Genomic DNA, 11,903 nt, shown 5'->3' on the forward strand with positions numbered 1-11,903 from the left:
GCGCCGGGGATCGACACGATCCCCGGCGCAATTCATGATTGGACCTGATGCCGGACGACAGGACCGACTCTAAGAACCGACCCTCCCCCGACGCGCTCCTCGAGCATGCCGAGCGCGAGGGCCGTGGCCGTCTGCGCATATTTCTCGGCGCCGCGCCCGGCGTCGGCAAGACCTATGAGATGCTGATGGCGGGCCGCGCCCGCCGCGCCGACGGCATCGACGTCGTGATCGGGATTGTCGAGACCCATGGCCGCAAGGAAACCCAGGCCCTGGTCGACGGCTATGAGGTGATCCCGCGCCGCCTGGTCGAGTATCGCGGCCAGACGCTCGACGAGATGGACATCGACGCCATCCTGAAGCGGCGCCCTGCCCTGATCCTGATCGACGAACTTGCCCACACCAACGCGCCCGGCAGCCGGCACCCCAAACGCTATCTCGATGTGCAGGAGATCCTGGCGCAAGGCATCGACGTCTACACCACGCTCAACATCCAGCATGTCGAAAGCCTGAACGACGTCGTCGCCCAGATCACCCGCGTCCGGGTGCGCGAGACGGTTCCCGATTCCATCATCGACGAGGCCGACGACATCGAGATCATCGACCTCACACCCGACGACCTGATCAAACGTCTGCAGGACGGCAAGGTCTATTTCCCCAACACCGCGCAGCGCGCGATCGAGAATTACTTTTCGCCCGGCAATCTGACCGCGCTGCGCGAGCTGGCCCTGCGCCGCACCGCCCAGCGCGTCGACGAGCAGTTGCTCAACCACATGCAGTCGCATGCCATTCCGGGCCCGTGGGCGGCCGGCGAGCGGGTTCTCGTCTGCGTCGACTCGCAACCTGGCGGGGCGGCCCGCATCCGCTATGCGCGCCGGCTCGCCGACCGGCTGCGCGCGCCCTGGACGGCGCTGCACGTGGACACGCCGCGGCTCGCCGGCTTGTCCGAGGAGGACAAGGACCGCCTGGCCAGGAATCTGCGCCTTGCCGAACAGCTCGGCGCCGAGATCGCCACCATTCCCGGTCAGAACGTCGCCCAGGACATTGTGCGCCACGCGACGGCGAACAACTTCACCCATATCGTCGTCGGCAGGCCGACCCGCTCGCGCTGGCGCGAGCTGATCGAGGGCTCGCTTACCTATGACCTGATCCGCAATGCCGGCGACATCAGCGTCCATGTCATTTCAGGCGCCGAGCGCGATGGCGACACACCGCCGGCACGGGTCAAGGCCGCGCCCGAGCAGAAGCCTGTCCAGATCTGGCCCTATCTGTTCTCGACGGCCTATGTCGCCGGCGCGCTAGCCGTCAGCTCGATCCTCGACCAGTTCCTCGACGTCCGCAATCTTGCCAGCGTCCTTCTTCTGGCCGTGCTGACCGCGGCCGTGACCTTCGGGCTCTGGCCGGCGCTCTATGCGTGTTTTCTCAGCGCGCTTGCCTTCAATTTCTTCTTCCTCGAGCCGCGCTACACGCTGACGATCAGGGATCCGGAAAGCATCGTCGCCTTCACGGTCTTCCTCGTCGTAGCCGTGATCGCCAGTAACCTGACCGCGCGTGTTCAGCGCCAGGCGGTTGCCGCGCGCTCGCGGGCGCGCGCCACCGAGGACATCTACTCCTTCTCCAAGAAGCTCGCCGGCGCCGGCACGCTCGACGACGTGCTGTGGGCCACCGCCTTCCAGATCGCCTCGATGCTGAAGGTCCGCGTCGTGCTGCTCCTGCCGGAAAACGGCACCATCACCGTCAAGGCCGGCTATCCGCCGGACGACACGCTGGCCGAAGCCGATATCGCGGCCGCCCGGTGGGCCTGGGAGCACAACCGTGCCGCCGGCCGCGGCGCCGACACCTTGCCTGGCGCAAAACGCCTCTATCTCCCCCTGCGGACGGGGCGCACCGCGATCGGCGTGGTCGGCCTCGACAACGACAAGCAAGGGCCCCTGCTGACGCCCGAGCAGCAGCGGCTGCTCGACGCCCTGGCCGACCAGGCAGCGGTCGCCATCGAGCGCGTCCAGCTCGTCGCCGATGTCGACCGCGCCAGGCTGGCCGCCGAAGCGGACCGCTTGCGCTCGGCGCTGCTCACCTCGATCTCGCATGACTTGAAGACGCCGCTTGCCGCGATCATGGGCGCGGCCGGCACCCTGAAGGAATTCGCGCCGGCGCTGCCGGAAAACGATCGCGCCGAACTTCTGGCGACGGTTGTCAGCGAAGCGGAGCGGCTGAACCGCTTCATCGCCAATCTGCTCGACATGACCAGGATCGAGTCGGGCGCGATGGAGCCAAACCACGCATTCCACTATGTCGGCGATGTCGTTGGATCGGCGCTGAACCGGGCGCGGAAGATCACCGCCGAACACAGAATAGAAACCGACATTTCGGCCGACCTGCCGATGCTGCGGCTCGATCCCGTTCTGTTCGAGCAGGCATTGTTCAACCTCCTCGACAATGCCGCCAAATACGCCTCGCCCGGCTCCGCCATCCGGCTGCAAGCCTGGGTCGACAACGGCGCCGTCATCCTGCAGGTGATGGACGAGGGACCGGGCATTCCGCCCGACGACTTGGAGCGGATATTCGACACCTTCTACCGCGTGCGCAAGCGCGACCAGGTGCGCGCCGGCACCGGTCTCGGCCTGTCGATCAGCCGCGGCTTCATCGAGGCGATGGGCGGCACGATCGCGGCGGCCAACCGCACCGACCGTCCGGGCGCGATCTTCACCATCCGCATGCCGCTGCCGGCTGAGTTGCCGGCGCTCGGCGCTCCCCTTACGGACGACGCGGCATGACGAACCAGACCGTCTCCATCCTGGTCGTCGACGACGAACCGCCGATCCGCAAATTGCTGCGCGTCGGCCTCGGCAGCCAGGGCTACGCGGTCTCCGAGGCGCCTAACGCCAAGGCGGCGATCGAACTCATGCAGGCCGAACGGCCCGACCTTATCCTGCTCGATCTCGGCCTGCCCGGCATGACCGGCCTCGAGCTGCTCGGCAAATGGCGCGGCGACGGCCTCGACGTTCCGGTCGTCATCCTGTCCAGCCGCACCGACGAGGCCGGTATCGTCGCCGCGCTCGAGCTCGGCGCCGATGACTATGTGACCAAGCCTTTCGGCATGAACGAGCTGGTCGCGCGCATTCGCGTGGCGCTGCGCCACAAATTCCAGCAGCAGGGCGAGAAGCCGGTGTTCCACACCGGCGACCTTTCCGTCGACCTAGTGAAGCGCATCGTCAAGGTCGAGGACAAGGAAGTGAAACTGTCGCCCAAGGAATACGACATCCTGCGCATGCTCGTGCAGTATGCCGGCAAGGTGCTGACGCACCAGTTCCTGATGAAGCAGATCTGGAACGACTCCACCGACGTCCAGTATCTGAGAGTCTATGTGCGCCAGCTGCGGCAGAAGATCGAGAAGACGCCGGACCAGCCGCGCTACATAATCACCGAAACCGGCGTCGGCTACCGTCTGCGCGAGGTGGAGTAGCGAGGCAAACCGTGGTGGTTGGCCGAGGCCTTCCAACCTCGTCATCCCTGGGCGGAGCAGCCGCGAAGCGGCGTCGCGGAGACCCTGGGATCCATTCCGTAACCTGGATTGTAGAGCGCAGCGGTGCAGAATTCTGCACCGTGAGCGGCGCTCCTATGTCACGGAATGGATCCTCGGGTCTGCGCCGCGTCGCTTCGCTCCTTGCTTCGCCCGTGGATGACGAAGCGTTCAGTCGGCCGGTCTCCGACAAACTAGTCCGCCGACAGGTCCGCCGTCCGCGCCAGCGCGCTGCCGAAGCCGTTGAGCGAGATGGTGAAGGAGATCGGCTGCGTCGTGTCGGCCGCCGTGGCGTTGATCTTCAGCGTGGTCCCGTTCTGCAAGAGCGGCGTGGTATCAGCATCGAACGTCACCGGCACCAGGCAGCCGACCGCCTGGCAGGTGTTGAACTGCAGCGTCCCGTCCAGCTTCTTGTCGTCGATCTCGAGCGAAATGCCGTTGGCCAGGGCAAGCCCGAAGGGCAGCGCCAGCGTGCCGGCGGCGTCCTGGCCCGTCTTGGTCGTCAATTCGATCGCCAGCAGCCGCTGGCCGCTCTGCTTGTTGAACTGCTGATGCGACAGGCTGCAGACCTTGTTCGTGCCGGTGACCTGGCAGTTGACCGTCCAGTCGCCATGCGTTTCCGACAGCGCCGAGGCGCCGCCCGGCAGTTGCGGCTTGGCCGCTGCGTCGGCGGGCTGGGCCGCTGGCGCCACCTTGTCGCCCTTGTTCTGCGCGGCAAATCCCGCCGCCGGCACACAGGCAATGCAGGCGGCTGCCAGCATCGCCGCGAGATACGCATACTTCGTCCTCATGACTTCCCTTCTTGGCCGCCGCCCCGCGTCAGCTAGAAGCTGACCTTGAGAGACACGCTGACCGCGTTCTGCTTGACCGTTTCCCCGAAGGCGCCGTTGTACCTGACCGCCAGACCAACGCCGTTGACGCCATTGAGCTCCAGCCCGGCGCCGACCCGATAGAGCGGCGAATCGATGGCTTCCGTCAAGTGCAATGCCGGGTTGCCGGGCAGATTCTCGGCGGCGGCGAAACGCCCCTCGATCGCCCACTGCTTGGTGGAGAATTCGACGCTGGCCTTTCCGTAGATGCGGAAGCTGGCGATGTCGCTGACCGGGATGTCGGCCCCGACCTCCAGTGCCGGCGTCACGGCATAGCCAATCGGCCGGCTTCCGTGGGCCGCATCACGTTTCGCAGTGCCCATGGCGTTATTGACCGCCCGCACTATATGAAGTGCATGGTTTTTCGTATGGGAGCCGTGCGGATGCTTCGTCACACTCTGGCTGTTCTGGCAGGCGCCGTGCTGGCGGCAGCGATTTCTCAGGTTGCGTCGTCTCACGCGCAGATCGTCATCCCGACGAATCGCGACGCATTGGTGCAGCAGAACCAGCTGCAGCAGTTGCAGAACCGCTTGCAGCGGCAGCAATACCAGCAGCAACAGCAATTGTATCGCGAGCTTGACCGGCAGAGCGCGCCCAAGCCCAAGCCCGATGTGCCGGTATATGACAAGACCTGTCGGATGGAAGCGGTCGGCAACACGATTTCACGGGTTTGCCGCTGACATTTTGTTTTTTTCAGTTTATTAGCCGACTTACTTGCTGGCAAATTGCCGGATTGCAAGGGCGGTGGTTCTAGAGCAGTTCCAGGAAAAGTGTGACACGGTTTTCCGTCGGGAATTGCGTCAAAACTAAAGAGATAGAGCGGTTCGTCGTTTCCGTGAAACGGTGAAAAGCTCTAGGGTTTGCAGGAGGACAGGTTTTTGCCGCGCGAGAGCGTATGGCAGGGATGCTGCTCTCACCGGAATTTGGGATGGCAACAACCAAGAAGAAAGCAGTTCGCAGAGCCAAGAAAGGCCAACGGATCCGCCAGGTGGCGGCCATTCCGTATCGCTTGCGGGAAGACGGCAACCTGGAAGTGTTGCTGGTCACCTCACGCACCACACGGCGCTTCATTGTGCCAAAGGGTTGGCCGATGAAGGGCAAGAGCGGGCGCAAGGCGGCAACGATCGAAGCCCAGGAAGAAGCAGGCGTTCTCGGCAGGACGCTGAAGCAGCCTGCCGGCACCTATTCCTATTGGAAACGCATGACCAATGGCTTCATCCGCGTGGACGTCGCGGTCTATTTGCTCGAGGTCACCGAGGAGCTTGCCGACTGGCAGGAAGCCGCGAACCGGCAGCGTGCATGGCTTCCAGCAGCCGACGCCGCCCTGCTCATCGACGAACCGGAGCTTTCGACGCTGCTTAGGGATCTGACCGTTCCGGCGGTCGATCCGGCATAAAGCAACCATCCTATTCGGTGTCGTTCGGGAAAGGTCGTGCCGGCGTGCCGGTATAGGCCCAAAGCCATTCCCTGGGCAGCGGCCCCTTGTTGCGGTCGCTTTGCTTCGGCTGGCGATTCGCTGCTTGACTCATACATATCCCAGTGGTTATACGTAATCAATAGCCAACGGGTTATTGATTGAGATGTCGGCCTCGCACGATATACTGTTCAGGACGCTTGCCGATCCGACACGGCGCGCCATCTTCGAACGTCTGTGCCGCCAGGGCGAGCAGACGGTCGGTGCCCTGACCGCGCAGGCCGGCGTATCGCAGCCGGCGGTGTCGAAGCATCTGGGCGTCCTCAAGGAGGCGGGACTGGTGCGCGATCGCCATGAGGGCCGCCAGACCCATTACAGCGCGCAGCTCAAGGCGCTGGCGCCGTTGATGGACTGGACGCGCGACATGGCGGGGTTTTGGGAAAGCCGGTTCGACGATCTGGAGGAACTGCTCAAAAGGATGGATCAATGAATGAAGTGCCGGCCGCAACGCGCTCCGTCATCGTCGAGCGCGAGATACCTTTTCCGCCGGAAAAGATCTGGCGCGCGCTCACCCAACCGCATCTCATCGAGGAGTGGCTGATGAAGAACAGCTTCAAGCCGGTCGTGGACCATCGCTTCAATCTGAGCGCGGAATGGGGAGGCGTCGACTGCCAAGTGCGGACGGTCGAGCCCAACAGGACCCTGTCCTACAGCTGGGACACCAAGGACCTCGAGAGCGTCGTCACCTGGACGCTCACCCCGACTGGCACGGGCACGCATCTGCGCATGGAGCAGGTCGGCTTCCGCACCGATCAGGAGCCGTACTACCGCGGCGCCACGGTGGGCTGGAAGCGCAACTTCACCGCCCTGGAGCAGCTGCTTTCGCGGATAGATTGAAGTCCGCCGAAGCTTCAAAAAACAGACACGGTCCTGGCGGGGCGGCAAACCGCGGGCGCAAGCAATGGAGACACGACAATGAAGATCAAGCTGACCAGCATCTATGTCGACGACCAGGAAAAGGCTCTTCGGTTCTACACCGACGTCCTGGGCTTCACCAAGAAGGCCGACTTCACCAACGGGCCTTTTCGCTGGCTGACCGTCACCTCGCCTGACGATCCGGACGGCACTGAACTGCAGCTGGCCCTCAACGACAATCCGGCGGCAAAGACTTATCAGCAGGCCATCTTCAAGCAGGGCCAGCCGGCGCTGATGCTATTCACCGACGACATCAAGAGCGACCATGAGCGCATCAAGGCCAATGGCGGCAGCTTTGCCATGGCGCCTACCGCGGTGACCGGCGCGACCATCGCCCAGCTCAACGACACCTGCGGCAACCTCATTCAGCTTTCGCAGCTGGCGCGCTGGTAGGCAACTCGATCCGTATCGTCATTTGCAAGGGAGGTTAGATTGAACTGGAGCAAATGGATCAGGCAGCTTCACCGCTGGCTGTCGATCATCTTCACCGTCACCGTCATTGCCAATTTCGCCGCCATGGCCATGGGCCCACCGCCCGCCTGGATCGTCTATTCGCCGTTGATCCCGCTTTTCCTGCTGCTGTTCAGCGGGCTCTACATGTTCGTGCTGCCCTATGCCGTCAGGTGGCGCAGCGAGCAGACGAGCGAGCGAACGGGATCGGCCTGATGGCGAAGGCAAAAGCAAAGGTTGCGCGATCCGTGGACGCGGAACCTGTCCTGCTTTCAGGCGGCAACCCGCAGATCGCCAAGGGCTATGGCGACGCGCCCGTCCAGGCCTATATCGCGGCGATGCCGGGCTGGAAGAGCGAGGTCGAGCGCCGGCTCGACCAGCTCATCGTTGAGGCCGTTCCCAACGTGCAGAAGGCCGTCAAATGGAACTCTCCCTTCTACGGAATGGAAGGCGAAGGCTGGTTCCTCGGCGTCCATTGCTTCGCCAGATACATCAAGGTGGCCTTCTTCCGCGGCCTGTCGCTGGAACCCGTGCCGCCCGTCGAATCCAGGAGCAAGGATACGCGCTATTTCCACATCCATGAGAGCGACCGGCTCGACGAGGAGCAATTCGTTTCCTGGGTGAAGCAGGCGAGCCAGTTGCCCGGTGAACGGATGTAAGCGCACGAAAGATCAAGCGTCGCCTCCCTGAAAAGGCCATGGTGGCGATCTCTTATCCAGCCCGAAGGAGAAGCGGATATGCAAGAAGGCAGCGCGCAGGACGACAAGTCTGCATCCGAGCTGATCGACGGAAGGATCAAGGAACTCGGCGACTGGCGCGGCGAGACGCTTGTCCGGCTCCGCGCCCTGATCAGGCAAGCCGCGCCGGAAGCCGTCGAGACATGGAAATGGCGCGGCGTGCCGGTCTGGGAGGATGCCGGCATCATCTGCACCGGCGAGACCTACAAGGCCGTCGTCAAGCTGACCTTCGCCAAAGGCGCGGCGCTGTCCGATCCCAAGAAGCTCTTCAACTCCAGCCTCGAAGGCAACACCAGGCGCGCCATCGATTTCAAGGAGGGCGACGCGGTCGACGCCGATGCCCTGAAGGCGCTCGTTCGCGAAGCCGTGGCCCTCAACAGATCCAAGGCTAAACGCTGAGAGGCAGCTGGGGCGCTATCGGATTGATGTTGCCGGCTTTTTCTTCCGGGTCCCCGCACTCTGGATCGATACTACGCACAAAAATATCGGCATCAAGCGGCGTACGCATCCTTTTGTTGCTGAGCAACAACTCATAAAACAAATACTGAACAAATTTATCGGCTGTTAAGCCAGGCACGCTATCTGGATTGATGTCGCCAGTAACCGGACGACATGTGGGGAAAAACATCGTCTCAACCGGCGGATGAGCCAGTCGGACAGACACCGAGGGAGCCCGCGCACGCTCCATGGGAATGGGATGAAGCTGTCATCGACCGATGCCGCCCCGCGTCTCATCGGACTGGTCTGGCCCTTCGTCGCGGTCGTCCTGATCCAGGCACTGGTTGCGACGCTTAGCCTCCACACGCTGTCAGCTGTCCGCGCCTATGTCGGCGGCGAAAGCCAATGGTCGAAGGGACAGAAGCACGCCATCTATTTCCTCAGCCTTTATGCCGACACCGGCCGGGGAGAGTATTTCAGCGAATATCGTCAAGCCATCGCCGTGCCGCTGGCCGATCGCGCCGCGCGGCTTGCGCTCGAACAGGCCGAGCCCGACGCGAATGCGGCCAGGCTCGGCTTTCTTGGCGGCAACAACCATCCCGACGATGTCGCCGGCATGATCTGGCTGTTCCGGAATTTTCGCGCCGTGAGCTATCTCGACATCGCCATCCGCCACTGGGCTACGGCCGACGAAATGATCCTCGCCATCGAAAGCCTTGGCGACGACATGCATCGCAGGCTTGAGAACGGACCGGCCTCGACGGCCGAGATCAGTCTCTGGAAGGCGCAAATCCACCAGCTCGATCTCCGGATCGGGCCACTCTCCAAAGCCTTTTCCGACAGTCTGGGCGAGGGATCGCGCTTCATCAAGATGGCGCTGACGGCGGCCAATCTCGCCACCGCCGCACTGCTTATCCTGCTTGCCGTCTGGCGCACGCGCAAGCTGATGAAGCAACGCCAGGCCTTCCAGAACGCTCTCAATGCCGAGCGCGAGCGTGCCCAGATCACATTGGCTTCGATCGGCCAGGCCGTCATCAGCACCGATGCCGAGGGGCGGCTGGACTATATGAATGCCGGAGCGGAAAGGCTGCTTGCCTGTTCGCTGGCCGCCGCCAGGGGCAGGCCGGTCGCCTCATTGTTCCGGCTCGTCGACAAGGACAGCGGCGTCGAGGAGACCGATCTGGTCCCGCGCCTGCTGGCGGGCGAGCCGCGCCGCTCCAATGTGCGCCCGCAGCTTCTGGAGCGTCCCGGCGGTTCGGTCGTGCCGGTGGCGCTGAACGGTGCTCCGCTGATCGTCTCCGGCACGATCCTGGGGTGCGTCCTTGCCCTGCACGACATGACACGTGAGCAGGACTATATCGAGCGGCTGTCGTGGCAGGCATCGCATGATGCGCTGACCGGTCTCGTCAACCGCCGCGACTTCGAGAACCGTCTGGCGAGCGCGATCTCCGAAGCGCCGGAAAGGCCCCGCCGGCACGCGCTGATGTATCTCGACCTCGATCAGTTCAAACTGGTCAACGATACCTGCGGCCATGCCGCCGGCGACCAGCTGCTGCGCCAGATCTCGGTGCTGCTCGCCAATGAGCTGCCGCCCGGCGACATCCTGGCGAGACTGGGCGGCGACGAGTTCGGCGTGCTGCTCTTCGATTGCGATACCGACTGTGCCGCCGCCACCGCCGAAAGGTTGCGCGCGACGGTCCAGGATCTGCACTTTTCCTGGGAAGGGCGTCCCTTCAACACCAGCGTCAGCATCGGCATGGTCGAAGTCGCCAATGTCGGCATGACGCTGGAGGAGGTGCTGCGCGCCGCCGATGTCGCCTGCTACATGGCCAAGGAAAAGGGCCGCAACCGCGTCCAGATCCACAGCGACGGCGACACGGCGTTGCGCGAGCGCTTCGGCGAGATGGCCTGGGTGCAGCGCCTGCATGCCGCACTGGACGAGAACCGCTTCAGGCTGCATGCGCAGGAGATCGCGCCGCTGCGGGACGATATTGCCGAGCCAGGCGCGCATATCGAAATCCTGCTCAGGCTGACCGACGACGACGGCAGCTTCGTCACCCCGCAGAGCTTCATTCCGGCGGCGGAGCGCTACGGATTGATGCCGGCGATCGATCGCTGGGTGGTGCGCAACGCTTTCGCCACATTGGCGGCCAGACGCACCGATCCGCGCGCGACGCCGATATCCACCTGCGCGATCAATCTCTCCGGCGCCACGTTCGGCGACGAGACGTTTCTCGGCTTCATGCGCGAGCAGTTCGCCGCGCACGCCATTGCGCCCGAAACGATCTGCCTGGAGATCACCGAAACCAGCGCCATCGCCAACCTGACCGAGGCCATGCGTTTCATCGCCGACCTGCGCGGGCTGGGCTGCCGCTTCGCGCTCGACGATTTCGGCTCCGGCATGTCGTCCTTCGCCTATCTGAAGCGTTTGCCGGTCGATTACCTCAAGATCGACGGCAGCTTCGTCAAGGACATGCTCGACGACCGCATCGATCGCGCGATGATCGAGATGATCCATCATATCGGCAAGGTGACCGGAAAACGCACCATCGCCGAATTCGTCGAAAGCGACGGCATCGTCGAAGCCTTGAAAGCGATCGGCGTCGATTATGCGCAGGGCTATGCGATCGCGCGACCCCAGCCATTCGACGCGGCCGGCGGGCACACGGCACAGGGTGCGGTGACGGATGCCTGGGACACGCTGGCCAAGACCCTGCGCCGCAAAGCTGGTTAGGCCTTGGCGCCGCTCGATCCGGCCGGCCTCTCCAACAGGATCGTCGGCTTTTCGTGATAGGTGGTGCGCAGGATTTCGCGATAGCCGTTCTTTTCGGCCACCTTGAGCGAAGCGCCGTTTTCCGGATCGATGATGCAGACGGTTCTCGCCTGCCCCAACGCCTCGTCGCTCCAGGCGACGATCCGCCCGACGACTTCGCTCGCAAGCCCCTGGCCATGCGCCTCCGAGGCCAGCGCCCAGCCTGCCTCCGGCACGCCTTCGATCGACGGCTCGATCTCACGCTTCAGATCGTGGAACCCGGCCTCGCCGATGAAGCGCTTCGTCTCCTTGTCCTCGATCGCCCAAAAACCGTAGCCGATCAGCGACCACAGGCCGGCATGGCGCAGGAAGCGCATCCAGCTCTCCTCGCGCGTGCGCGGCTTGCCGCCGATGAAACGGGTGACGGCGGGCTCCGCCCACATGACGGCATAGGTTTCAAAATCGTCCAGCCTGTGCGGCCGCAAAACGGTGCGCGCTGTTTCGAGAAGCGGCACGCCGGCTTCCGTCCTGATGCTCATGGCATTGCCCTCCATCGACGCGACAGCGCTTAGCAAAACAGCACGCTCGATCAAGAGCCAGGCCAATGCGTTGGCTCTTCCAGCCATAACGGCCATGGCACGGCTGCATCGCTATGGGCTTTTCGCCCGGCGATGCTAGGCGGTGGTGACGATTTAACTATTTGAGCCAGATGGCGATAGCGGCGAGTTTGACGAAGCCCATGAAGTTGGCG

General features: G+C 63.6%; 16 protein-coding genes. 11 read left to right on the forward strand and 5 right to left on the reverse strand.

The window, feature by feature from the left end; all coding sequences use genetic code 11:
• Window positions 1–47 precede the first annotated feature (47 nt).
• Window positions 48–2,771 (forward strand): sensor histidine kinase KdpD, encoded by a 2,724-nt coding sequence (locus FJ417_RS31290; RefSeq protein ID WP_140786114.1) that lies wholly within the window; start codon window positions 48–50, stop codon window positions 2,769–2,771.
• Window positions 2,768–3,460, forward strand: coding sequence for a response regulator transcription factor (locus FJ417_RS31295; protein ID WP_140647932.1), 693 nt, complete (start codon window positions 2,768–2,770; stop codon window positions 3,458–3,460). Before FJ417_RS31290 ends, FJ417_RS31295 begins: the two co-directional genes overlap by 4 nt.
• Before the next feature lie 251 nt (window positions 3,461–3,711).
• Here the strand turns inward: FJ417_RS31295 and FJ417_RS31300 are convergent, their stop codons facing one another.
• Window positions 3,712–4,308 (reverse strand): invasion associated locus B family protein, encoded by a 597-nt coding sequence (locus FJ417_RS31300; protein WP_140786115.1) that lies wholly within the window; start codon window positions 4,306–4,308, stop codon window positions 3,712–3,714.
• 32 nt (window positions 4,309–4,340) lie between these two features.
• Window positions 4,341–4,781: a hypothetical protein gene (locus tag FJ417_RS31305; protein WP_181183348.1), complete on the reverse strand. Its 441-nt coding sequence runs from the start codon at window positions 4,779–4,781 to the stop codon at window positions 4,341–4,343.
• Between FJ417_RS31305 and FJ417_RS31310 the strand changes: the two genes are divergently transcribed.
• Complete coding sequence (locus FJ417_RS31310) at window positions 4,770–5,066, forward strand: hypothetical protein (RefSeq protein WP_140647934.1); 297 nt, start codon at window positions 4,770–4,772, stop codon at window positions 5,064–5,066. The genes FJ417_RS31305 and FJ417_RS31310 overlap by 12 nt on opposite strands.
• A gap of 248 nt (window positions 5,067–5,314) precedes the next feature.
• Window positions 5,315–5,782 carry an NUDIX hydrolase gene (locus tag FJ417_RS31320; protein ID WP_140786117.1) on the forward strand — a complete coding sequence of 156 codons (468 nt, stop codon included), beginning with the start codon at window positions 5,315–5,317 and terminating at the stop codon, window positions 5,780–5,782.
• A gap of 10 nt (window positions 5,783–5,792) precedes the next feature.
• On the opposite strand, the gene FJ417_RS33890 is transcribed toward FJ417_RS31320, so the two are convergent.
• Window positions 5,793–5,915: a hypothetical protein gene (locus FJ417_RS33890; RefSeq protein WP_281405938.1), complete on the reverse strand. Its 123-nt coding sequence runs from the start codon at window positions 5,913–5,915 to the stop codon at window positions 5,793–5,795.
• A 51-nt stretch (window positions 5,916–5,966) separates the two neighbouring features.
• Between FJ417_RS33890 and FJ417_RS31330 the strand changes: the two genes are divergently transcribed.
• The 6 genes from FJ417_RS31330 to FJ417_RS31355 all read left to right on the forward strand — a co-directional run bounded on the left by FJ417_RS31330 (window position 5,967) and on the right by FJ417_RS31355 (window position 8,361).
• Window positions 5,967–6,290 (forward strand): metalloregulator ArsR/SmtB family transcription factor, encoded by a 324-nt coding sequence (locus FJ417_RS31330; protein ID WP_140647935.1) that lies wholly within the window; start codon window positions 5,967–5,969, stop codon window positions 6,288–6,290.
• Complete coding sequence (locus FJ417_RS31335) at window positions 6,287–6,697, forward strand: SRPBCC domain-containing protein (RefSeq protein WP_140658085.1); 411 nt, start codon at window positions 6,287–6,289, stop codon at window positions 6,695–6,697. Before FJ417_RS31330 ends, FJ417_RS31335 begins: the two co-directional genes overlap by 4 nt.
• A 78-nt stretch (window positions 6,698–6,775) precedes the next feature.
• On the forward strand, window positions 6,776–7,168 hold the full coding sequence (locus FJ417_RS31340) for a VOC family protein (protein ID WP_140647937.1): 393 nt from the start codon (window positions 6,776–6,778) through the stop codon (window positions 7,166–7,168).
• Window positions 7,169–7,207: 39 nt separating this feature from the next.
• Window positions 7,208–7,441, forward strand: coding sequence for a hypothetical protein (locus FJ417_RS31345; protein WP_140786118.1), 234 nt, complete (start codon window positions 7,208–7,210; stop codon window positions 7,439–7,441).
• The gene (locus FJ417_RS31350) at window positions 7,441–7,884 is read left to right on the forward strand and encodes a DUF1801 domain-containing protein (RefSeq protein ID WP_140786119.1); all 444 of its coding nucleotides are present in this window, start codon (window positions 7,441–7,443) and stop codon (window positions 7,882–7,884) included. The genes FJ417_RS31345 and FJ417_RS31350 overlap by 1 nt, the downstream gene beginning before the upstream one ends.
• A gap of 78 nt (window positions 7,885–7,962) precedes the next feature.
• Complete coding sequence (locus FJ417_RS31355) at window positions 7,963–8,361, forward strand: DUF1801 domain-containing protein (protein WP_140786120.1); 399 nt, start codon at window positions 7,963–7,965, stop codon at window positions 8,359–8,361.
• Here FJ417_RS31355 and FJ417_RS31360 read toward each other — a convergent pair.
• The gene (locus FJ417_RS31360) at window positions 8,351–8,590 is read right to left on the reverse strand and encodes a hypothetical protein (protein ID WP_140786121.1); all 240 of its coding nucleotides are present in this window, start codon (window positions 8,588–8,590) and stop codon (window positions 8,351–8,353) included. The genes FJ417_RS31355 and FJ417_RS31360 overlap by 11 nt on opposite strands.
• A gap of 69 nt (window positions 8,591–8,659) precedes the next feature.
• On the opposite strand from FJ417_RS31360, the gene FJ417_RS31365 reads away from it, so the two are divergent.
• The gene (locus FJ417_RS31365) at window positions 8,660–11,134 is read left to right on the forward strand and encodes an EAL domain-containing protein (RefSeq protein WP_140786122.1); all 2,475 of its coding nucleotides are present in this window, start codon (window positions 8,660–8,662) and stop codon (window positions 11,132–11,134) included.
• Here the strand turns inward: FJ417_RS31365 and FJ417_RS31370 are convergent.
• Window positions 11,131–11,691 (reverse strand): GNAT family N-acetyltransferase, encoded by a 561-nt coding sequence (locus FJ417_RS31370; RefSeq protein ID WP_140710228.1) that lies wholly within the window; start codon window positions 11,689–11,691, stop codon window positions 11,131–11,133. The two genes, FJ417_RS31365 and FJ417_RS31370, sit on opposite strands and share 4 nt — an antisense overlap.
• Window positions 11,692–11,903 lie beyond the last annotated feature (212 nt).

Origin of the sequence: Mesorhizobium sp. B3-1-7, assembly GCF_006439385.1 — a bacterium.
Lineage (GTDB): Bacteria > Pseudomonadota > Alphaproteobacteria > Rhizobiales > Rhizobiaceae > Mesorhizobium.

Coding starts and splice junctions, on each gene's coding strand:
- FJ417_RS31290 (WP_140786114.1), top strand. CDS start 48: ATGCCGGACGACAGGACCGACTCTAAGAACCGACCCTCCCCCGACGCG.
- FJ417_RS31295 (WP_140647932.1), top strand. CDS start 2,768: ATGACGAACCAGACCGTCTCCATCCTGGTCGTCGACGACGAACCGCCG.
- FJ417_RS31300 (WP_140786115.1), bottom strand. CDS start 4,308: ATGAGGACGAAGTATGCGTATCTCGCGGCGATGCTGGCAGCCGCCTGC.
- FJ417_RS31310 (WP_140647934.1), top strand. CDS start 4,770: ATGCTTCGTCACACTCTGGCTGTTCTGGCAGGCGCCGTGCTGGCGGCA.
- FJ417_RS31320 (WP_140786117.1), top strand. CDS start 5,315: ATGGCAACAACCAAGAAGAAAGCAGTTCGCAGAGCCAAGAAAGGCCAA.
- FJ417_RS33890 (WP_281405938.1), bottom strand. CDS start 5,915: ATGAGTCAAGCAGCGAATCGCCAGCCGAAGCAAAGCGACCGCAACAAG.
- FJ417_RS31330 (WP_140647935.1), top strand. CDS start 5,967: ATGTCGGCCTCGCACGATATACTGTTCAGGACGCTTGCCGATCCGACA.
- FJ417_RS31335 (WP_140658085.1), top strand. CDS start 6,287: ATGAATGAAGTGCCGGCCGCAACGCGCTCCGTCATCGTCGAGCGCGAG.
- FJ417_RS31340 (WP_140647937.1), top strand. CDS start 6,776: ATGAAGATCAAGCTGACCAGCATCTATGTCGACGACCAGGAAAAGGCT.
- FJ417_RS31350 (WP_140786119.1), top strand. CDS start 7,441: ATGGCGAAGGCAAAAGCAAAGGTTGCGCGATCCGTGGACGCGGAACCT.
- FJ417_RS31355 (WP_140786120.1), top strand. CDS start 7,963: ATGCAAGAAGGCAGCGCGCAGGACGACAAGTCTGCATCCGAGCTGATC.
- FJ417_RS31360 (WP_140786121.1), bottom strand. CDS start 8,590: ATGTTTTTCCCCACATGTCGTCCGGTTACTGGCGACATCAATCCAGAT.
- FJ417_RS31365 (WP_140786122.1), top strand. CDS start 8,660: ATGAAGCTGTCATCGACCGATGCCGCCCCGCGTCTCATCGGACTGGTC.
- FJ417_RS31370 (WP_140710228.1), bottom strand. CDS start 11,691: ATGAGCATCAGGACGGAAGCCGGCGTGCCGCTTCTCGAAACAGCGCGC.